The 20970-nt window shown below is 42.2% G+C and carries 19 protein-coding genes; 16 read left to right on the forward strand and 3 right to left on the reverse strand.

The window, feature by feature from the left end; translation table 11 throughout:
• Nucleotide 1 precedes the first annotated feature (1 nt).
• The 9 genes from P9989_RS06385 (at nt 2) to P9989_RS06425 (ending at nt 12078) form a co-directional block, all read left to right on the forward strand.
• The gene (locus P9989_RS06385; RefSeq protein WP_283077944.1) at nt 2–340 is read left to right on the forward strand and encodes a DUF1048 domain-containing protein; all 339 of its coding nucleotides are present in this window, start codon (nt 2–4) and stop codon (nt 338–340) included.
• A 780-nt stretch (nt 341–1120) separates the two neighbouring features.
• A complete protein-coding gene (locus P9989_RS06390) occupies nt 1121–2866 on the forward strand; it encodes an ABC transporter ATP-binding protein (RefSeq protein ID WP_283077945.1) in 1746 nt (581 codons plus the stop codon).
• A complete protein-coding gene (locus tag P9989_RS06395) occupies nt 2863–4893 on the forward strand; it encodes an ABC transporter ATP-binding protein (RefSeq protein WP_283077946.1) in 2031 nt (676 codons plus the stop codon). The genes P9989_RS06390 and P9989_RS06395 overlap by 4 nt, the downstream gene beginning before the upstream one ends.
• 32 nt (nt 4894–4925) lie before the next feature.
• Nucleotides 4926–5756: a S1C family serine protease gene (locus P9989_RS06400; RefSeq protein ID WP_283077947.1), complete on the forward strand. Its 831-nt coding sequence runs from the start codon at nt 4926–4928 to the stop codon at nt 5754–5756.
• 371 nt (nt 5757–6127) lie between these two features.
• Entirely contained in the window at nt 6128–6865 is a 738-nt protein-coding gene (sigI, locus tag P9989_RS06405) for an RNA polymerase sigma factor SigI (protein WP_283077948.1), read from the forward strand.
• Entirely contained in the window at nt 6862–8037 is a 1176-nt protein-coding gene (locus P9989_RS06410; protein ID WP_283077949.1) for an anti-sigma factor domain-containing protein, read from the forward strand. Before sigI ends, P9989_RS06410 begins: the two co-directional genes overlap by 4 nt.
• Before the next feature lie 322 nt (nt 8038–8359).
• Complete coding sequence (locus P9989_RS06415; RefSeq protein ID WP_283077950.1) at nt 8360–9922, forward strand: GNAT family N-acetyltransferase; 1563 nt, start codon at nt 8360–8362, stop codon at nt 9920–9922.
• 96 nt (nt 9923–10018) lie between these two features.
• Nucleotides 10019–11440: a GAF domain-containing sensor histidine kinase gene (locus tag P9989_RS06420; RefSeq protein ID WP_283077951.1), complete on the forward strand. Its 1422-nt coding sequence runs from the start codon at nt 10019–10021 to the stop codon at nt 11438–11440.
• Nucleotides 11441–11442: 2 nt separating this feature from the next.
• Entirely contained in the window at nt 11443–12078 is a 636-nt protein-coding gene (locus tag P9989_RS06425; RefSeq protein ID WP_283077952.1) for a response regulator transcription factor, read from the forward strand.
• A gap of 60 nt (nt 12079–12138) precedes the next feature.
• Here the strand turns inward: P9989_RS06425 and P9989_RS06430 are convergent, their stop codons facing one another.
• Nucleotides 12139–12372 (reverse strand): YhdB family protein, encoded by a 234-nt coding sequence (locus tag P9989_RS06430; protein WP_283077953.1) that lies wholly within the window; start codon nt 12370–12372, stop codon nt 12139–12141.
• 177 nt (nt 12373–12549) lie between these two features.
• On the opposite strand from P9989_RS06430, the gene P9989_RS06435 reads away from it, so the two are divergent.
• The 5 genes from P9989_RS06435 to P9989_RS06455 all read left to right on the forward strand — a co-directional run bounded on the left by P9989_RS06435 (nt 12550) and on the right by P9989_RS06455 (nt 16925).
• Nucleotides 12550–13017, forward strand: coding sequence for a hypothetical protein (locus P9989_RS06435; protein WP_283077954.1), 468 nt, complete (start codon nt 12550–12552; stop codon nt 13015–13017).
• 165 nt (nt 13018–13182) lie between these two features.
• Nucleotides 13183–13782 (forward strand): YhcN/YlaJ family sporulation lipoprotein, encoded by a 600-nt coding sequence (locus tag P9989_RS06440; RefSeq protein WP_283077955.1) that lies wholly within the window; start codon nt 13183–13185, stop codon nt 13780–13782.
• A 175-nt stretch (nt 13783–13957) separates the two neighbouring features.
• Nucleotides 13958–15376: a SpoVR family protein gene (locus P9989_RS06445; protein WP_283077956.1), complete on the forward strand. Its 1419-nt coding sequence runs from the start codon at nt 13958–13960 to the stop codon at nt 15374–15376.
• 187 nt (nt 15377–15563) lie between these two features.
• On the forward strand, nt 15564–16451 hold the full coding sequence (dat, locus tag P9989_RS06450) for a D-amino-acid transaminase (protein ID WP_283077957.1): 888 nt from the start codon (nt 15564–15566) through the stop codon (nt 16449–16451).
• Between the two features lie 36 nt (nt 16452–16487).
• A complete protein-coding gene (locus P9989_RS06455) occupies nt 16488–16925 on the forward strand; it encodes a hypothetical protein (protein WP_283077958.1) in 438 nt (145 codons plus the stop codon).
• 58 nt (nt 16926–16983) lie between these two features.
• Here the strand turns inward: P9989_RS06455 and P9989_RS06460 are convergent, their stop codons facing one another.
• Nucleotides 16984–17661: a YczE/YyaS/YitT family protein gene (locus tag P9989_RS06460; protein ID WP_283077959.1), complete on the reverse strand. Its 678-nt coding sequence runs from the start codon at nt 17659–17661 to the stop codon at nt 16984–16986.
• A 93-nt stretch (nt 17662–17754) separates the two neighbouring features.
• On the opposite strand from P9989_RS06460, the gene P9989_RS06465 reads away from it, so the two are divergent.
• Together P9989_RS06465 and P9989_RS06470 are read left to right on the forward strand one after the other, a co-directional pair.
• Complete coding sequence (locus P9989_RS06465) at nt 17755–18519, forward strand: (S)-benzoin forming benzil reductase (RefSeq protein ID WP_283077960.1); 765 nt, start codon at nt 17755–17757, stop codon at nt 18517–18519.
• 102 nt (nt 18520–18621) lie between these two features.
• Nucleotides 18622–19614: an aldo/keto reductase gene (locus tag P9989_RS06470; RefSeq protein ID WP_283077961.1), complete on the forward strand. Its 993-nt coding sequence runs from the start codon at nt 18622–18624 to the stop codon at nt 19612–19614.
• A 152-nt stretch (nt 19615–19766) separates the two neighbouring features.
• On the opposite strand, the gene P9989_RS06475 is transcribed toward P9989_RS06470, so the two are convergent.
• Nucleotides 19767–20732, reverse strand: coding sequence for a S66 family peptidase (locus P9989_RS06475; RefSeq protein ID WP_283077962.1), 966 nt, complete (start codon nt 20730–20732; stop codon nt 19767–19769).
• Nucleotides 20733–20970 lie beyond the last annotated feature (238 nt).

Here is a 20970-nt window from a genome sequence, read left to right on the forward strand (position 1 = left end):
TATGAGTATTTTTGAAAAAATTATCGGAAGTCTGGATGCCAAGCGGGAATGGAAGGCGCTGGAGGCACGTTCGAAGGCACTTCCAAGTGAGTATTGCAATGCTTACAATGCTATCAAAAAATATATGTGGACCTCTGGTGGCCCCTTAGAATGGAAGGACATCAGCCGTATATTTGGCGGCATTCTTGACCTTTTCGAGGAAGGTGCAGCGGACGGCAAGAAGGTCACTGACCTAACGGGTGAGGACATGGCCGCTTTCTGCGACGAGCTATTGAAGGACGAGAAAACCTGGAGAGACAAATATCGCACGAAGTTGAACGATACGATTGGTCGTGGCTAATGGCGAAACCCTAGGGGTTTTGTCTAGCAACGAGAATAACCGTGCAAACCTGAAAATATCGTTCGAGTTTAGACTGTACTAAAAACATTACCGATTTCGCCAAGTATCGTGAAGATTTGGAAGATTGTATCATAAAGCAGTTGGGAAAATTCGATAAATAATACTGACTGAATAGCTGGTTATGAATGAGAATGGCAACCTTCACTATTCAGTTTTATTTTTAATCTGGTAAGAAGTTTTCCGGAGGCGATTTCGGAATAACGGAAAAAACTTTATTCCGGCAAATTCTTCAAAGTGATGAACATTCATTGTGTAAAGTAGGAGAAAGGAAGTAATTTCCTGAATACTCTGTTGCATTAATTTTCCGAAAATTGTATAATATATAATCATTGAGAAAAGGAGGTCACGACCATGGAAAAACGAATTGTACGATCCCAATCCAATTTCATATGGTTCGTGGCCAGCCGGTAAACCTAGTCCTTCCATGAGAATAGGTGCATAGCGGGTCACGTGTGTTCGTGGCCTTTTTATGTGTTAGGGAAAGCATACGTCACGTACGTATGCTTTTTTTACGTTTATTCGGCTTTTCGAGAGGCACCTAGCCTAGTGAGTCTAAACGCTCTTATCGCTTTTTCTGGTGTTTAGCGGCTGCGGCCGCTTCACATAAATACATGTTCACAGGAGGTTTTTATGAAATGAGTAACATATGGACGCGCAAAGAATGGAACGAAGATTGGAAAGAAAGCGGTTAGCTAGTGAACAGATGAAAGGATGATAGCGATGTTTAGTGTGTTAGTAAAATTAAGCTGGTTTTTTAAGCAGTATTGGAAAAGGTATACGTTTGCCATTATCGCCTTGATAATTGTCAGTGCGATTGATTTAATCCCGCCAAAATTAGTCGGGATGGCGATCGATGAAATCCAATTTAACACGTTAACGATGGAGCACTTAATCGATGTTCTGCTTTTATATGGCGGATTGATTATTGCCAGTTATACGATTTCTTATTTATGGGATTATACATTATTCAGCGGGGCAGCCATCATGGAGCGCAGTATGCGTTCAAAACTTATGAACCAATTTCTTAAAATGACCCCGACTTTTTTCCGGAGAAATAAGGTCGGCGACTTAATGGCGCGTAGTACCAATGATCTCACCGCAATTCAAATGACGGCTGGCTTTGGAATATTGACTTTAGTAGATTCCACGATTTTCATGATTTTAATTGTAGCGATGATGGGATTTACGATTAGTTTTAAACTGACGTTGGCCGCACTGCTTCCACTTCCGATCATGGCTATTGTCATGAATAAGTATGGTGGTGTGATTCATAGGCGGTTTATGGATGCTCAAGAATCGTTCGGTCGTTTAAATAATTATGTACTGGAATCAGTGAGAGGCGTGCGGGTTGTCAGAGCGTTTGTACAGGAACGCCAGGACCAGCAGAGATTTCAGCATATAACCGAAGACGTATATGGAAAAAATGTCAAAGTGGCTAAGGTGGATGCGCTGTTTGAGCCAACTATTACCGTGCTTGTAGGAATCTCCTACACGATTGGTCTTGGCTACGGGGCCTCACTTGTTTTTCACAATGTGATTACGCTCGGTGAGATGGTTTCTTTTAACGTATATTTAGGGATGTTAATTTGGCCAATGTTTGCGGTCGGCGAGTTGATCAATGTGATGCAGAGAGGAAATGCCTCGCTGGATCGTGTCAATGAGACGCTGCAGTATAAGCCTGATGTTTTGTCACCCAATAAACCGAGAAGACTCGACTATCCCGATACGATCGAGTTTAAAGGAGTGGATTTCCAATACCCAGGGGCAGAGGTCGAAGGATTAAGCCAATTGAATGTGTCGATCAAACGCGGGCAGACGATTGGAATTGTTGGGAAGACCGGTGCGGGTAAAACCACTCTGTTTAGACAGCTTCTCCGTGAATATCCCGGGCTCAAAGGTTCGCTGCAAATTAACGGCATCGATATCCAGGACCTGGACTTAGATACGACACGATCTTGGATTGGTTATGTCCCACAAGAGCAAATTTTGTTCTCTAAGACCATTCGCGAAAACATTCAGTTTGGTAAAAAAGATGCGACGGATGAGGAGATTTATCGAGTCATGCGGTTAGCCCATTTTCTAGAAGATATGAAAATTTTACCGAAAGGGCTCGATACCATGGTCGGAGAAAGCGGGGTCACTCTCTCCGGTGGGCAAAAACAAAGGGTAGCCATCGCGCGTGCTTTCATCATGGACCCGGAAATTCTCATGCTTGATGATGCGATGTCCGCTGTGGATGGAGAAACAGAGGCGGCCATCATCGAACATCTTCGTAAGGAACGAGAAGGAAAAACAACATTGATTGCTGCCCATCGATTGTCAGCGGTGACTCACGCAGATCATATTCTTGTTCTTGAAGATGGCCGGATTGCAGAGCAAGGCACACATCGGGAGCTAATGAAGCTGAAAGGCTGGTATCAGACGCAATATGATCATCAGCAGTTGGATCGGGAGGTGAAGGAATGAAGAAGCCCTCAACAGAACGTAAATTATTAAATTTTGCTTTATTATACCGAAAGAATATCCTAATTGGACTGCTTTGTTTAGTCATTGCGGTTGCTTTGGAGCTTACGGGGCCCTTTATTGCCAAACGGCTGATTGATGAACATATCGTCGGTATCGAAGACCAGTGGCATGAAGTGGAACAGCCGGATGCCTACACGGTCTCTTATAATGGAGAACTTTATAAACGTGCGGACCGCATAGAAGAGGGGGATGAAGTTACAGACACCGCAACCATACTACAAGTGGGCAGAGATTATATGTTTGTCCCGTCTTCTGTACCCTTGACAGGCAGCCGCTCCTATCAAGATGGAATCATCACCATTACCCTAAATGGCGAAACGTTTAAAGCAGAAGCAAAGCAATTGTCTTTATCGGAGCTGTATCGTTTCTTTGAACCCGAGCAGCGATCCATCTACTGGCTGCTCGCGATCTACCTGGGGCTTCTGTTCATTGCAGCTGTTTTTCAATTCATTCACACATTTATTTTGCAAAAGACGTCTAACCGTATCATTAAGCGAATGAGGGATGACGTATTTGCTCATATTCACCGTTTACCAGTGAATTACTTTATCGATCAGCCGGCAGGAAAGATTGTGGCCAGAGTGACTAACGATACAGAGGCGATACGAGAGCTTTACGTCAAGGTGCTCGCTACATTTGTTACAAGTGTTTTTTACATGGCAGGGATCTACGTTGCCCTGTTTTTGTTAGATGTGAAGCTTGCTTTGATGTGTTTGCTGCTCATCCCGGTTATTGTGGTATGGATGAAGCTGTATAAGCATTATGGAGGCAAGTACAATACTGTTGTACGATCAACCGTCAGTGATATGAATGGGAGTATTAATGAAGCGATACAGGGCATGTCGATCATTCAAGCTTTTCGTCAGGAGAAACAAACATCGAAAGACTTTGAACGTTTGAATACGAAACACTTTCATTATCAGCGAAAGCTTGTGCGATTGAGTGCGTTAACTTCATTTAATCTAGTGAATGTGCTGAGAAACATCGCATTTGTAGCCTTTCTTTGGTATTTTGGCTCCGCGTCCATTGGAGTAGAAGGAATTGTAACAGCTGGTGTCCTTTACGCTTTCGTTGACTATTTAAACCGTCTATTTCAACCGGTAACGGATCTCGTTAACCAGCTGCCGCAGCTTGAGCAAGCGCGTGTGGCCGCTGGTCGTGTATTTGAATTGCTTGACCAGCCAGTGGAACCTCAGAATCATGATTCTGTTGCTCGTTATCGGGGAAGGATTGCATTTCAGCATGTCACCTTTGCCTATAAAAAAGGAGAAAACGTGCTCAAAGATATTAACTTTGAGGTGCAGCCTGGGCAGACTGCTGCATTCGTCGGTCACACAGGTTCAGGAAAAAGCTCTATTATGAACTTGTTATTTCGTTTTTACGATCCTCAGACAGGTGACATCACGATCGATGGTCATTCCACGAGAGAATGGTCGAGGCAGCAGGTGCGCAGTCATATGGGCATCGTTCTTCAGGATCCCTTTATCTTTTCTGGGACGATTTTGTCGAATGTTACGATGAATGATGAAAAAATTTCCCGGGAAATGGCTATCGATGCTCTTAAATCCGTGGGAGCAGATCGCTTTATTGAAAAATTACCTGATCAATATGATGCAGTCCTGCAGGAAAAAGGTGATTCCTTATCGATGGGAGAGCGTCAATTGATTTCCTTTGCCAGGGCACTCGCGTTTGATCCAGCCATCTTAATTTTAGATGAAGCAACGGCGAATATTGATACGGAAACAGAGCAAATCATCCAGCGGGCATTAGAAGTGTTAAAGCAAGGCCGGACAACGCTCGTGATCGCCCACCGATTATCAACCATTCAGCTGGCCGATCAAATTTTCGTATTAAATCGTGGTACAATGATAGAACGTGGAACGCATAGTGAACTTTTGTCTGAAGGCGGCCAATATTACCTTATGTATCAAATGCAGCAGGGGGCCGTTAAAGAAGGTGCTATGTAGTTCTTATTTTAGTGGCTTATGAGGTGTCGCGTATGAAAGACCATGATGATCAAAAGCCGGATATCATTGATGACGACTTATATGAAGAAATAGATGAAGAAGAATTGTATGAGCTAATTCAAGAAGAGAAGAGGCTGGCTTGGGAACGTGAACGGGAGGAGAAGGAGGAACGAAAATCCAAGCGTCCGTTTCCGAGATGGCTGTTTTTTCTGATCGCCTTTATGATGGTGGTAAACATCATAGCTGTGATTCCGAAAACGTTCTCGATTCCCGCTATTGACTTCTTAGTAACCTCAGCAAAGCTCTCTGCCAATCCAGAAATTGACCGTTATCAGGAAGCAGTCGTTGTGGTGGAGGCGGGACAAAGTAAAGGGACGGGTTTCGCGATCGATGCAGATGGGACGATTATCACGAACCATCATGTGGTTGAAGGCAAGAAGCGTATTTCTGTTGCTTTCCCTGAACAAGGCTTGTTTGAAGCCACGGTTGTTAAGAAGTTTCCTGAAGTTGACTTAGCCGTATTACAAGCTGAGGGAAACGGTTTTCCACATCTTGCGTTAGCTGAACAAACGTCTTTTGAAGAAGGAGAGCCTTTCTATTTTATCGGGAACCCGTTAAGCTTCACGGGAATCGCAAACAAAGGGACGATTATCGACACTATTACATTGGATGATTGGAATCAACCTGTTTTAATGCTTGATGCTCCCATTTATCGAGGAAATTCAGGCAGTCCGGTCATAAATCCTGAGGGGAAAGTGATTGCGGTGGTCTTTGCCACGTTAGACCATGAAGAAAAAGGAAGAGTTGGTCTGGCTATCCCTATCGATTATTATTATGAGCGAACGAATCAAGGAACCCCCTAGGTAATAGGTAAAGTTACGTAGGGGGATTTTTAGGTATTAGTGGCTATGATTATACAGTTCTATAGTCTTGGTTAATGGGCGAAGTTACGTTGTTAACTTAATTATGGTTATTGTGTAATTCTAAATACCTGTTTTTTGAAATGATTATTTAATAAAATGTAAATCGTGTGTGGTGGAATACAAGTCGAATATTGAGTAAAATTGTCTTGCTCTATACAATACTCGCATACCTGCTTTATAGAATTAGTGAAAAATGCTTCAGTTTTATATGGTTGATACAAAATTGTAATAAAAATGAAACTTTTATTTAAAATACACCCAAATAGATGGAATCTGAAACGAAAATATTTACTAGCTGGAGGTGATGAAGGTTGATCAGAGGTCTTTTTCGAACGAAGGACACCTCCCTTGATGAACTGGTTGCAGCTGCAAAACAGGGAGACGACAACATTAAAAATGAAATGCTTAAACAGTATCAACCTTTTATCGCCAAAAGTGTTTCTGAAGTATGTAAGAGATACATTGATCCAACGAAAGATGATGAGTACAGTATTGGTTTGCTTGCCTTTAACGAGGCCATTGACGCCTATTCATGTGACAGGGGAAGCTCATTCTTATCTTTTGCGAAGCTTGTCATTAAACGCAAAGTAATTGATTATATTCGAAATGAGCAAAAGCGTCTTAAAGTTGTTTCCCTTGACGAAGATTATGTTGAGGACGAACAAATGGAAAACCCTTCTGAGGTTAGAGCAGCGAAAGACCGCTATGTTCTTGAGACCGAAGCGTGGTATCGCAGGGAGGAGATTCGTGAATTTCAGGCTCATTTGCAGAAGTACAAGCTTTCCTTTGCTGAATTAACAGAGGCTTCTCCTAAACATGTGGATGCTAGAGAGTCAGCTATCCAGGTGGCGCGAATCGTTTATGAAAACGATGAGCTTCGTCATCAAGTGTTAGAAAAAGGCCGGTTGCCGATTAAAGATCTCATTAAAAAAGTAGAGGTCAGTAAGAAAACGCTGGAGCGAAACCGTAAATTCATCATTGCTATGGTACTCATCTTTTCCGGTGACTATGTGTATCTTAAAGATTATCTGAAGGGGGTGGGTATGTGAGAAAAGGTATTGTCATGGAGCAGAGCAGAGCGTATACGATCGTGATGACAAATGATGGAACCTTCCATAAGGCAAAGCTCTTAAAACGGGCTGAAGTAGGAATGGAAGTATATTTTCGGCCTACGGTTGCCAAACATAGAGGTTTCACTCAGTTGTTCATGTTGCGCAAAGTCAAATTTGCCGCGGTTACGTTAGCTTTATTGATAGCCTTCTTTCCAGCCTATCTGTGGTATGGGAGCAACAAAGCCTATGCCTATGTAAATATTGATATGAACCCTAGTGTTGAGCTAAAGCTTAATAAGAGAATGGAAGTCATTGATGTGATTCCGCTGAATGAAGACGCAGAGGTGCTTTTATCAAAACTCGAAAATTGGCAGCACGACCCTGCCTCAGAAGTCACCTTTGACATGATTACATTAAGTCAGAAATTAGGTTATATTAACAACCAAAATCAGGTATTGATTGGAGTAAGCTATGTAAATAAACATGATGAGGATTTTTCTGCCAAAATTGAAAGCTATTTAGCCAAACAATCCTTTAATTTGTCTATAGCTTCCTATAATGTTCCCAGTCAAATGAGGAAACAGGCTAAAAAGGAGAAGGTATCGGTTAATGAATTGATGGCAGATTCACTTAGTGAAGCAAAGAACGAGGCTTCAGCGAAAGTTACGGTGGAGGCTGACGATAAAGCCATTATACAATCTTATTACAACAAATCAGAATCGTCAGAATCAACCGGCACTGAAATGAGTAAGCCATCCCAGCAGATTAACCGTGATTCCTCTAAAGAAATGTTCATTATCCCAAGGGAAAAATTTAAGCATCTACCTTCTCAAGCTAAGGAAAACCATAATCCTCCTGGGCAGGCAAAAAAAAAGAACCATTCATCTCCCCAGGGGCAAGCAAATAGAAGTGAGCAAGCCGATGAACATGCGAATGATCACCCTGCATCAAACAAAGAAAAAGCGAACAAAAATCATTCATCAAGAGCAAAAAATAAGGAACATAGCAAAACAGATCCTTCTAAAGGACCTGACCATAAACCGGATAAGAAACCGAAGCACGACCATAAAAATGGGAAAAACAAAGATCATAACGGAAATGGTACTGGCAATAAGCATAACAATGGCAAAGTGAACAAAGAAAAGGGTAAAGGCAAAGGACCTCACTAACACTTCGGCTGAACGAAGTGTTTTTTTGTTGTTCATTCGGTGAATGGATAGGGCAGGACAGAAAAAGAAGAAAGGTCGCTGGTATGTAAAGAAGTAAATAAGTTCAGACAAGCTTTATAAAGCTGCCCCATTTGGACAAAAAGGCATTTTTATGAAGAGTTACCTATCAGCCCATAGAAGAGTAGAGAGTAAATTCATCGGTAAATTGCTACATATCGATATATACCATGATCGTGACATCGAACTAGACATCCCGATCGATTATTCAGTACGATAGAAGTGAATTGCTCATAAGACTCCTCATAGAAAGGAAACGACCTTTATGTCTAAACTTGATTTATCACTGTTTGAGAAAAAGATGATTGTCCGTAATATGGTAGTGAATGATATAGAACAAATTTTCGCGTTGCAAAAGTTGTGTTTTCCGAATATGGAACCATGGGAGAGGGCTCATCTTGAAAGTCACCTCAGGCATTTTCCTGAAGGGCAGTTTGTTGTCGAATATGATGGTGATATTATAGGAAGCTGTTCAAGCCTGATTGTTAATTTTGACGAATATGATGATAAGCATACATGGGACGATATAACGGATGAAGGATATATCACAAACCATGACCCAGATGGGTACAACCTGTACGGAATTGAAGTGATGGTTCATCCGGAATTTCGCCGGATGAAGATTGGTCGAAGGTTGTATGAAGCCAGAAAAGAATTGGCGCGCGAAATGAACTTAAAGAGTATCATCATCGGCGGCCGAATTCCGAAATACCATAAATATGAGCAGGAGATGTCTCCTAGAGAGTATGTAGAAGAGGTACGCAATCAAAATATTTATGATCCTGTCTTAACCTTCCAAATCATTAACGGGTTCACCGTAATGCGCATCAATCCGAATTATTTGCCGGATGATAAGGCTTCTTCCAAATACGCTACGTTAATGGAATGGAATAACATTGATTACCGGGCGCGAACGAAGCGCCATTTTAAGACGAGCCATCCGGTGCGCATTATGGTCATTCAATACATGATGAAAAACATCGATTCCTTCGAAGAATTCAGCAGGCAGTGTGAGTATTATGTTGATGTTGCAGCGGATTATGGATCAGACTTTGCTGTGTTTCCGGAAATCTTCACTACGCAGTTAATGTCTTTTCTCGAGGAAAAGGTACCGTCCAAAGCTGTAAGGAGACTGTCTGACTATACCGAGGACTATATTCGCATGTTTGAACATCTGGCTGTGAAGTACAATGTGAACATTATCGGCGGCTCTCATTTCGTAGAAGAAGATGAGCAAATTTATAACATATCCTACCTCTTCAGACGTGATGGTACGATTGAGAAGCAATACAAAATCCACGTTACACCGAATGAACGCACATGGTGGGGTATTCAGCCTGGCGATGCGGTGAAGGTGTTTGATACCGATTGTGGGAAAATTGCCATTCAAATTTGTTACGATATCCAGTTTCCTGAGCTGGCCCGCTATGCCGTGGATCAGGGAGCCAATATTATCTTCGTGCCATTCTGCACCGATGATCGTCAAGGCTATTTGCGAGTTCGTTATTGTGCTCAGGCAAGAGCTGTTGAAAATCAGGTATACACGGTAATCGCTGGGACGGTTGGCAATATGACACAAGTTGAGAACATGGATATTCAATATGCTCAATCTGGCATTTTTACTCCTTCTGATTTTGAATTTGCACGCGATGGTGTAGTAGGGGAGTGTAACCCTAATGTGGAAACTGTTGTGGTCGGAGATGTCGACTTGGAAGTTTTACGAAGACAGAGAAAGTCAGGTACCGTAAGACAGCTCCGTGATCGCAGACGTGATTTATTTGAGTTGAATTATCATATTGATACAGAGGTGAAACCGGATCGGACGTAAGACCCAGCCAAAAGTCGAACCAGCTATGGTTCGTCTTTTTCTATGTCGTGTTATAATCATTGTGTGAATTTTCTACATAAAGAAAAGGTGATGTTCATGCACGATTCTTCATCTCAACTGGAAACGTTAAAAAATATTGCTGAATTATTGAATGAGTCTACTAATAAAGAGGTACTCGGAGATGTGTTGAGGAAGTTCATTTCCATGACTGACTTTGAAACGGGGTGGATTTTTCTTGAAAATGAAGCGGGAGTGCAGCTTGTGGCGGATGATGGGCTTCCTCCTGCGTTAGCTCGCAATCAGAAGCAGAGGATGTGCGGGGAGGACTGCCATTGTGTATCGCGATATAAAAATGGCCGGTTGACGAAGGCTACAAGCATTATTGCCTGCAAGCGGATTGAACAGGCGCTTGAGGAAGGAAGCGAGGGGACAGATGGCATTACACACCATGCAACGGTGCCCTTGCAAACGCCGGAGAGATCATTTGGTCTGTTCAATGTCGCGATGAGACATAAGACAAGTTACTCTGAAGACCTGCAATTATTAGAGTCGATTGCGCTGCAGATTGGAACAGCGCTTGAACGAATCGAACGGTTTGAAGCGGAGGAAAAATGGAGCAGGCTGCTCATGAAATCGCACGAGTTAACGAAAAGCATCCAAGAGGCTGATACGTTACGTAGCTTACGAACCACTTTAGAACATGGATTGCAAGTAATGTACCCAAGATGTTCGGTTCAGTGGGCGAGCGGAGAAGTGGACGACGAAGCAGCTGATTCGTTCGGAAGTATGAGCCCACATCTGATCCCCATAAACGGGCGGTCTTTTTCTAAGTCAGAGGTGGAGATTTTTGAACTGGTGAAGGAATATAGTAGGGTAGCAGGGCGAAAACTGTTGCTTAATGAAAAAGAAAAAGTTATGGCCAGGAGAGAAGAAAGGTCGCGATTTGCCCAGGATTTACATGATTCCGTCAATCAATTGCTTTTTTCAATCGTGCTTACCTCAAAAGCAGCCAGCCGTTCAGCTGACTCGTTTCCTGCACTGCAAGAGCAAGTGGATTACATCCATGACATTTCTTCCCAAGCATTGAAGGAAATGCGCACATTAGTGACCGAAGAAAAGGGCGGCCGATTTAAAGAAGGAATACTGGCAGAATTACGCTCTTACGCAAACACGATTGGGCTTCGGTGTACCGTTGATTCTACGGGAACCACCTCTATTCCTTATGCTGTGGAGGAAACGCTGTTTCGGATTGGCCAAGAGGCACTGCATAATGTTTGGAAGCATGCCAAAGTTGACGTGGTCGAGGTCACATTACAAAAATTTCGTCACCAAGTGATTCTTGTGATCCATGATGAAGGGATAGGCTTTACGAATTCAGATTGTGGTGATCACTGTTTTGGGTTACCGGGGATGAACGAGAGAGCTGCCCAACATCGTGGCCAGGTTAAGATCACGAGTCAGCCCGATTGCGGGACAACGGTGCGGGTGGAGATACCCATAGAAGGGGGGAGAAGTTAACCATGATAAAGATTGTCATTGCTGATGACCACCAGGTCGTGAGAAAAGGACTGGTATTCTTCTTTCAAACTCAGGATGATATTGAAGTGGTTTATGAGGCGGCGAACGGCAAGGAAATCATTCATTATCTGGAAGATCATCCGGCTGATGTTGTGCTAATGGATATTCAAATGCCGCTGATGGATGGTATTGAAGCAACAACACAGCTTCGAAAGCAATTTCCAGCCATCAAAATAGTCATGCTTACGAGTTTTTCCGATTACGATACTGTAATTCCTGCGATTCAGGCAGGTGCTAACGGGTACCAAATGAAGGACATTGAGCCGGACCAATTGGCTGATGTGATTAGGCGAGTACATAAAGACGAAACAATGATTGATGCTAAAGCGGCTACCCAGCTGATGACACATGTGACGGGGGATCATCAACGGGAAGAAGAGAAGCGTCTTCAGGATTTAACGCGACGGGAAAAGGATGTACTGAAGGAGATTATGAAAGGATGCAGCAATAAGGAGATTGCTGATCATTTGTTTATTACCGAAAAAACAGTAAAAACACACTTATCGAACATATTCTCAAAACTGGAAGTTCACGACCGCACCCAGGCCGCCCTGTTTGGAGTCAAATACATGAAATAGTTCCTTACAATAAATCCCACCTCAGGTCATCCAGTTTCTGGATGACCTGAGGTGGTAATTTTATACATATAGGGAAGGCTGTGTCGTAGCTTGCGCGTGGTCGATATAGTGTAACAGGCTTTCATGGCTTTCGAGCAAGGTGGTCTCATGTCCGGGGTAGTGGAAAGCGTGAAGAAATGCTTCTATTTTCTTAGAGAGAAAATGGTCACGGGTTCTTACCATGAGAATAAGCAAATCGTCCCACTGTCCCCAGATCATGTAATGCAATGCTTTGTCATAATCTTGATAATACATGAATTTTCACTTCATCCTTCCTCAGAAAGGATTGTTTTTATTGTCTCCATGAAGGGTAAGAATGAATCAGAAAGTTCTTCACAGAAATGGAAAATTCGACAGTATTCTTTTTCAAAAAGGATTGGTATGATGGTATGGAAATGATTTACTTGGTAAGGATGGAAGGAGATATCAGTCATGGAAGAACGATATTGGCTATGGGTTAACCTTGGAGGAGTATGCGCATTTGGATTGTTTATCCTGATCAGTTTATGTACAGCCATTAACGGGCCTGCCCAGGGTGCCATCGTCATCATTAGTGAGATCATCGCTGTACTTAGTTTCATTTTTGCGGGAGTGACGCTGTATTACATAAAAGACCGGCAACGCTGGTTTGCGATTTCTGTACTCTCATTTATCGGTGTATGGATCGTATTTGGAATTGGCTACGAAGTTGGTGTGAATCAGGAAACGAATCATAGCTGGGTTTGGTTTTATTTATATTATGTTGTGTTTATTGCCAGCTTGGTCTTGCTGCGATATAGTTACGCCAAAATACAGGGACTATATAAATTGGCACCGGTATTTTTTATATTTTTTAATGCTATGCTGACTTTATACATGGTAACGATTCACATCTGGTTTATGCTCCCATTTGGTGACTGATCCAGCAGTCCTTTCTAGTATGAGAGGGCTGTTTTTTTATTCTGAAAAATTGTCATCTGATCTTTAGTCCTTGCTAAAGTTCTGTGAAATTTCATCTATGCAAATTTAGTATATAAGTTCCTCCAAGACACATACTACAAATAAGCTTGGAAGGAGGAATACACCATGAAAATAAAGGCAGTTGCACTTGGTCTTCTCGTTGCTTCTTCTCTCGTTGCTTGTCAAGCTGATGAAGAGCCTGGTAACGGCAACAATAATGAAGGTGCTCAAAATACGAGTTTTGAGCGAATGGCTGACGATATGAATAACCAAGGGAATAATAATAATGCAAACCGCGAAGATGATAACCGTATGGAAAATAAAGATGATAACCATATGGGAACTAGCAACGACAATAAGAATGGTGCTAACCAGCATGAGTATGATGTAGCGGAAAAGGCTGCGCAAAACATCGAAAAAAATGTTAAAGGCATTAACGAAGCGTATGTGTTAACGACAAACGATAATGCTTACGTGGCAGCGGTGCTTGATAACCAGAATGGTCAAGCGAAAGAAGAAGTTAGTAACAAGGTAGAGCAACAAATCACAAAGATTGTTAAAGAAGCGGATCAGGGTATCAACAACGTGTATATTTCCACAAATCCAGATTTTGTTGACTTAACAAATAACTACGTTAATGACGTAGGAAATGGTGAACCAATTCAAGGTTTCTTCCGTGAATTTGGCCGCATGACTGATCGTCTGTTTCCAGATGCTCAGTCATAATATAAACGGGATTCTCAGCAGAGAGAATCCCGTTTTTTTGTGGAGAAAATGGTGGTCTTGAATCACTTGCCCTCTCAGAATTGATAATTCCTTCCCTTTGTTGGACAGTTACATTTCATGTTCTTGCCAGTTCTTTCATATAGTAATGTAGGCAAAGCTTAAGGAGGGGGCATTTTTGAAACAAGAAGAACATCGTAATCTTGAGAAAGCGATACGCGAAATTACAGAGATTGCAGAAGGATTCGGTCTCGATTTCTACCCGATGCATTACGAGGTATGTCCAGATGACATTATTTATACATTTGGTGCTTATGGGATGCCAACACGGTTTTCGCACTGGAGTTTCGGAAAACAGTACTATAAGATGAAGCTGCAATATGATCTGGGCTTAAGTAAAATATACGAGCTTGTCATTAATTCTAATCCGTGTTATGCCTTTTTATTAAATTCAAATAGTCTGATTCAAAATAAACTAATTGTGGCGCACGTTTTGGCTCACTGTGACTTTTTCAAAAATAATGCACGTTTCCAAAATACAAAACGTGATATGGTCGAAAGTATGTCAGCTACAGCTGAGCGAATTACGGCGTATGAAAAGTTATATGGCAAGGAAGAAGTAGAAACATTCCTGGATGCTGTGCTCGCTATTCAAGAGCATATTGATCCGTCGCTCGTACGCCCGAAGCTGTCCTGGAGTGTCGAGGAAGAAGCCGAAGAAGAAGAGACGGGGCATACGAAACCAAGTACACCTTATGATGATTTGTGGAAGATCGGGGAATCACCGGATCAAGGACCTAAATTTAAAAGGAAGAAGAAATTCCCGCCACAGCCTGAGAAGGATTTATTGTTATTTATTGAACAACATAGCCGAGAACTGGATGATTGGCAGCGTGATATCTTAACAATGATGCGGGAAGAAATGCTTTATTTCTGGCCACAGCTTGAAACGAAGATTATGAATGAGGGCTGGGCGTCGTATTGGCATGCGAGGATCCTCAGGGAGCTGGATTTGACTAGTGATGAGGTTGTTGATTTTGCGAATCTGAATGCGAGTGTCGTTCAGCCGTCCAAAACACAATTGAATCCGTACTATCTAGGGTTGAAGATTTTCGAAGACATTGAAGAACGGTATAATAACCCAACCGATGAAATGAAAATGCACGGGATTGAGGAAGGAACAGGACGAGAGAAGATCTTTGAAGTTCGAGAAATTGAGTCGGACCAGAGCTTTATTCGTAATTATTTAACAAAGGATTTAGTCAAACAAGAGGATATGTATTTATTCCAAAAGCAAGGGCAGAAGTATAAAATTACCGATAAAGATCATGAGACAGTAAGAGATCAATTAATTACGATGCGTGTGAATGGTGGTTTTCCTTATCTTACAGTCCAAAATGGTGACTACATGAAAAACGGGGAACTGTATTTGAAACATCATTTTGAAGAAGTGGAACTGGATATATCGTATTTAGAAAAAACGCTTCCTTACATTTATCAGTTGTGGGGACGGCCCGTGCATATGGAAACCGTCATCGAAGATCGGAACGTAGCCTTTAATTATAGTGGCAAGAAGATCCAAAAGAAATACTTGTAAACACTGATTCCCAATAAAACCCACCTCAGGTCATCCAGTTTCTGGATGACCTGAGGTGGGTTTTATTGGGATATCTTATGGGTATATTGTAGGGTATTGATGAGATTTTTGATTTTGTTCCTATATGATATGATTTTTTGGTAAACTAGTCGTTAAACAAGAAGTGAAACTTTAGGAGGTTAAAGTGATGAGTGTGTATGATTATGTGCTGACAGAGTCCGATTTTGTTCATAAAGATGATTTGCACTACCCGTTTGAAGAAAGAGGTCTTCAGTTCGGTGATGGAATATATGAAGTCATTCGTGTTTATAATGGTAAGTATTATTTAATTGATGAACATGTGGAGCGGCTATACCGTTCAGCTGATGCTGTTAAATTAAAGATGCCATTTTCAAAAGAGGAAATGTATCAACAGCTGGATGCCCTTCTGCAAAAAAACGAAATTCAGAATGACGCTAAAGTGTATATGCAAATCACTCGTGGTTCAGCGCCCAGAGACCACGCTTTTCCTCTTAACGTCAAGTCTAATTTATATGCCTACGTTCAGGATCTTTCTAGAAAAATGGACTTCATGGCAGAAGGGGTATCCGCTATTACGAGACCTGATGTTCGCTGGGACTGGTGTTACATTAAAAGCTTGAACTTACTGCCAAACGTAATCGCAAAGCAGGAAGCGAGTGAACAGGGCTGTTTTGAAGCGATTCTTCATAAAGATGGAGAAGTGACAGAATGCAGTTCCTCAAACGTGTATATGGTTCGTGATGGTAAAGTTTATACACATCCTGCTAAAGAAAACATTCTCCACGGCTGTGTGCGCACACGTATGAAACAGTTTTGCGAAGATGAAAGCATTCCATTTGTGGAAGAACCGTTCCGTGTCGAAGATATCCAAGACGCTGATGAGTTGTTTTTAACAAGCAGTACAGCTGAAGTGATGCCAATTGTGCAAGTGGACGGGAAGGCTGTAGAGGGTGGCCAGGTTGGGTCCATCACAAGAAAACTGCAGCACAAGTACGAGCAGGATGCAGGTATTAAAGAATCCCAATCCATGTTTTCGCATGTAAAGGCCCAGTAATTTAAGTAGTATCCCTGTAGGAATGGAGGGTGTTTTTTGAAAAAAGTTAATTTGGAAATGAGTCAAGAGCAATACGAAAAACTAGTAGAGACAGTATTCCTTGGGACATGGATGGTCAATTCAACACAACTCGAACTGGACGAAGCATTCGAAGATGTCCGCAGCCTGGTTCTCTCTAAATACAAAGAGGCAGGGCTTGAGGATAAGATAACTTATGAGGAAACTTTCGATGTCCATGACCTAGCTGTTGAATATGAAAATGAGCTGCTTGATAAATATGTGGAAGAATACGACGAATTCAGCTTTTGGGATAAACTGATTGAAAAGTTATCGGAGAAAAAACTAATCAAGGAGTTTGGCCCGCTTCCTGATTCGTTAACGGAAGAAATGGTTGCCAAACGCGTTCAATATGAAGAAGAAATCGAAAAAGAACTTGAAGAGCGAGGTCTTACAAATCTTAATCTGAAAGCATAATAACAAGCGTGAACCTACAGATAGGTTCACGCTTGTTTTATCGCCTCCTCAGTCGTGTCTATCGGGGCGCCTGCTTTTTTGCCTTTTGAGGATGGCTCCAAAGCCTGACAATCGGCCGGGCTCCCTGGTAAGCCGCTTGGATAAAGGGACCTAACAATAAGGCGACAATCAAAGTGCCTATGCCTACAGGTGCTCCAAGCAAAAAGCCGATTAGAGCCATACCTGACTCCGTGAAAATTCGGACAGAGCTTTTAGATTGATTCGTTTTTTCATTCATAATCATCATAAAGTGATCAAGTGGAATACGCGGGAAAGGGGTTCGTAAATAAATCGCAATTCCAACGGCAGTAGCGACCAGCCCCAGGGTAAAGATGCCCCATTGCGTCCACCATACTTCAAAGGAAGCGTGATCAAGTGTTCCATAAAGAAAGATGTCAAGTGTTCGTCCACGTAATATAATTGGAAGTAATGATTCAAATTGCGGCCGCTTACGTTCAATCCAGGCATTGACGAGGAGCAAAATGACAAACGCAATGATCATAACGCTCCCTACTGTAATCGGTGCGTGTCTCGAAATACCAACAGCCACACTATCTCCCGGGCCTACACCTAGACCTGATTTAATAATCAGCGCGAGTCCAAGACTTGAAATCACTAACCCCACAACGTATATAATAAATAAATAAAAGTACTTCATCGTTGCCACCTTCAGTCTGCACTGTGCTTTTTTAATCATATACGTTGATTTCACAGATGTAAACCATTCTATGTTTTGAACGGGCCTATAAGGGAATTTTAAGACCACAAGAACGTTAAGGAGGACCACAACATGCAATATGCGATTGTTACAGGAGATTCAAGAGGGCTGGGAGAAGCAATTGCCCAACAGTTTCTGGAAAAATCGATTCACGTTATAGGGGTGTCCAGGCATGCTAACGAGCAACTGAGTCAGTTAGCTGATCGGTACGAAAGGAACTACACACACGTGGCTTGTGATTTTAGTGATCAGAATCAACTGGGGAAGGGAATCAATGAAGTGATGAGGCATGCTACAAAAGGGGATGCCCACTCCATTTATCTTGTGAATAATGCTGGTGTCATTGAGCCGATTGATACCGTGGGAAATTTCCATGTGAAAGATGTAAGCCGTCACTTTATGGTTAACGTTACAGCACCGATTATGTTCACCAATTCTTTATTGAAGGAAGCCAATGAACATGACATTAAGACGTCAATTATAAACATCACTTCTGGAGCTGCGGAAAAATCGGTCCATGGCTGGAGTGTCTACAGCAGCTCCAAGGCTGCCATGAACCGCTTTACTGAAACCACAGCCTTAGAGCAAGAAATGGCCGGACATGAACACAAGATTTTTGCCTATAGTCCTGGCGTGGTTGATACAGATATGCAAAAAGAAATCCGCTCTTCCAAGGAGTCGGCATTTGCGGACCTTGATAAGTTCAAGTCCTTGAAAGAGGAAGGGAAACTGAACTCTCCAAAAACGGTAGCTGCGGTTTTAATGGATTTACTAGATGATTACTCTTCCATTGAAAGCGGACAGGTCTACAAGCTTTACGATTTGATCGACAGGTAAAAAACTGAGCTGAGCTTAGGCTTGTAAAGGATGTTTCGCTTATCAACAGAACGGTAAAATACATGAGTAGATGGGTAACCATTTTGAGGAGGGTCTATCACTATGAACAACTTGCACAACGCGCTAAAAGAGAAAGTCGGATTCGGCACAGCACCTCTTGGAAATATGTTTCGTGAGGTTTCAGAGGAAGAAGCCCAGGAAACCATTGAGACTGCCTGGAATCAAGGCATTCGTTATTATGATACAGCACCTTTGTATGGTGCTGGTTTATCGGAACTGCGATTAGGCGAAGCTTTATCCAACTATAATCGAGATGACTATATGATTAGCACAAAAGTAGGGCGCGTCATTTCAAACGAAGCTGAGGAGAAAGAAGGGCTATTTGAAGACGCACGTAAAAACAAAGTGATTACTGATTACACCGAAGACGCCACGCTCCGCTCGATTGAGCAAAGTCTGGAGCGCCTTAAAACGGATCACTTGGATATTGTTTATGTACATGACATTTCGCCTGATTTTCACGGAGATGAATGGATTTCAAAATTTGATGAGGCGAGAAAAGGAGCATTCCGCGTGCTAACGCGCCTTCGCGAAGAGGGGGTAATCAAGTCCTGGGGAATCGGAGTCAATACGACCGAACCCATAGAACTTGCGTTGGAATTAGAAGAAGCAAATCCAGACCTATGTTTGCAGGCAACCAACTACACGCTTCTCAATCATGAGCGTGCCTTGCAGCGATTAATGCCAACTGCACAAGAAAAGGGTGTTGGCATTGTGGTCGGCAGTCCCTACAATTCAGGCGTCTTACTTGGAGGTTCTCATTATAACTATGAAAAAGCACCTTCAGAAATCCTGGCAAAAGTAGAGCAGCTAAATGAGATTGCCCGGGACCACAACGTTAGCTTAAAAGCAGCTGCCCTTCAATTTTCAACAGCACATCCAGCGGTCACCTCCGTTATCCCAGGTTCTACTCGTCCAGATCGAATTAAAGAAGACCTAGCTGCTATGAGAACGGAGATCCCATCTTCCTTCTGGCAGGAACTAGTAGAAAAACAATTTATCTCACCGCAGGCTCCGCTGCCCATAAGAAAGTGAGCAATATAATTATTTAATTACCTTATTTATATAAAAACTACTTGGCACACCAAGTAGTTTTTATTACTTTTAATTGATGCTGTAGACGATTTTTTAACGTAAAACAATTGAGACTTTGCCAGCCTGACTTATTTGTATGAATTCACTTTTTACTAGTGAAGTGCGACAGTTATCGTCACTTTGTCAGCATTCACTTCAAGCGATACTGAACCGCCGATTGGAAAAGTGAATTGAGGTGTCGTATGCCCGAAGCTGGCTTGTGCAACAACAGGAATGCGCAAAAGCTCAGGCTTAGAGTGGATGATCTGTTTAAGGTCATCCAGCCTGACGTTTGAAGCTTTTTGAAAACGTCCAATCACGAGGCCGCGCACTTGATCGAAATTCGGCTGATGAATTAATGATTGCAGATCACGATCGAAAGTAGGAACATTCGTTAGTAAATCATCTTCCAGAAATAAAATTTTTCCTTCAAGGGAAGGCATGTATTCAGTACCTTGCAGAAGATTCAAGGTACATAAATTACCTCCAATGCTCACTCCGTCTGCACGTCCCTCATGGATAACAGCATATCCCTCATGAAGGTGAAAGCAGCGGTTCTCCTGATCCATGTACCATCCGTCGTCACTCCAATGATTGGCGGGCTGAAGTTCCACAGAATTTGAGTCCATCAGGATTCTTTTGAAATACTCCGCTGTGTATTCAATTCCTTTTTCCATACCGAATGTTGAAAAATGAGGTCCTGAATAAGTAACTAAGCCCGACTTTTTGTAAATAGCATTCGCCAAGGCTGTAATGTCTGAAAATCCGCACAAAATCTTAGGGTGATCAGCAATGAGGTCATAATCCAAGTATTGAAGCAGCTGATTGCTGTTGTACCCTCCAATCGTTGTAAGGATGGCTTTTATTTGTGGATCTTTAAAAGCATCATGAATGTCAGCTGCACGTTGCTCAATAGAGGCATGCTCTTCATAGGCGTGCTTACTGAAGGAAATCGCAAGCCCCAATTGCTTAAAGCGCTGGATGGCGAGATCGCGCTGATCATCAGCGATCATAGCCATACTTTCAGCAGGGGAGATGACGCGAACTTCGTCGCCATCTTTGAGTTTTGGTGGAATCATTTTAGATCACTCGCTTTCCATTAACTTTTTGGAAAATTAAAAATGCACTACTTAATTACTCATCATATAATAAGACTGACTTGATTAGAAGGGACAATGAGAGAATATTCTGTTGCTTAGATGAGGATGAGGTCGCTAAATTGAATTTGTAAAACTATTGTACAAATGATGGAAATTTGAAATAATAGAGTACTTATAAAGGCGTCGGAAAGAAGAGAATCCATTTATTCGGTGGGAT

Origin of the sequence: Halobacillus naozhouensis, from assembly GCF_029714185.1 — a bacterium.
Classification (GTDB): domain Bacteria; phylum Bacillota; class Bacilli; order Bacillales; family Halobacillaceae; genus Halobacillus_A; species Halobacillus_A naozhouensis.

What these genes read in the sequence shown, in the direction of transcription:
- P9989_RS06390 (WP_283077945.1), top strand. Translation starts at nt 1,121, where the DNA reads ATGTTTAGTGTGTTAGTAAAATTAAGCTGGTTTTTTAAGCAGTATTGG.
- dat (WP_283077957.1), top strand. Translation starts at nt 15,564, where the DNA reads ATGAGTGTGTATGATTATGTGCTGACAGAGTCCGATTTTGTTCATAAA.
- P9989_RS06400 (WP_283077947.1), top strand. Translation starts at nt 4,926, where the DNA reads ATGAAAGACCATGATGATCAAAAGCCGGATATCATTGATGACGACTTA.
- P9989_RS06385 (WP_283077944.1), top strand. Translation starts at nt 2, where the DNA reads ATGAGTATTTTTGAAAAAATTATCGGAAGTCTGGATGCCAAGCGGGAA.
- P9989_RS06395 (WP_283077946.1), top strand. Translation starts at nt 2,863, where the DNA reads ATGAAGAAGCCCTCAACAGAACGTAAATTATTAAATTTTGCTTTATTA.
- P9989_RS06435 (WP_283077954.1), top strand. Translation starts at nt 12,550, where the DNA reads ATGGAAGAACGATATTGGCTATGGGTTAACCTTGGAGGAGTATGCGCA.
- P9989_RS06425 (WP_283077952.1), top strand. Translation starts at nt 11,443, where the DNA reads ATGATAAAGATTGTCATTGCTGATGACCACCAGGTCGTGAGAAAAGGA.
- P9989_RS06430 (WP_283077953.1), bottom strand. Translation starts at nt 12,372, where the DNA reads ATGTATTATCAAGATTATGACAAAGCATTGCATTACATGATCTGGGGA.
- P9989_RS06470 (WP_283077961.1), top strand. Translation starts at nt 18,622, where the DNA reads ATGAACAACTTGCACAACGCGCTAAAAGAGAAAGTCGGATTCGGCACA.
- P9989_RS06475 (WP_283077962.1), bottom strand. Translation starts at nt 20,732, where the DNA reads ATGATTCCACCAAAACTCAAAGATGGCGACGAAGTTCGCGTCATCTCC.
- P9989_RS06460 (WP_283077959.1), bottom strand. Translation starts at nt 17,661, where the DNA reads ATGATTAAAAAAGCACAGTGCAGACTGAAGGTGGCAACGATGAAGTAC.
- P9989_RS06420 (WP_283077951.1), top strand. Translation starts at nt 10,019, where the DNA reads ATGCACGATTCTTCATCTCAACTGGAAACGTTAAAAAATATTGCTGAA.
- P9989_RS06440 (WP_283077955.1), top strand. Translation starts at nt 13,183, where the DNA reads ATGAAAATAAAGGCAGTTGCACTTGGTCTTCTCGTTGCTTCTTCTCTC.
- P9989_RS06465 (WP_283077960.1), top strand. Translation starts at nt 17,755, where the DNA reads ATGCAATATGCGATTGTTACAGGAGATTCAAGAGGGCTGGGAGAAGCA.
- P9989_RS06415 (WP_283077950.1), top strand. Translation starts at nt 8,360, where the DNA reads ATGTCTAAACTTGATTTATCACTGTTTGAGAAAAAGATGATTGTCCGT.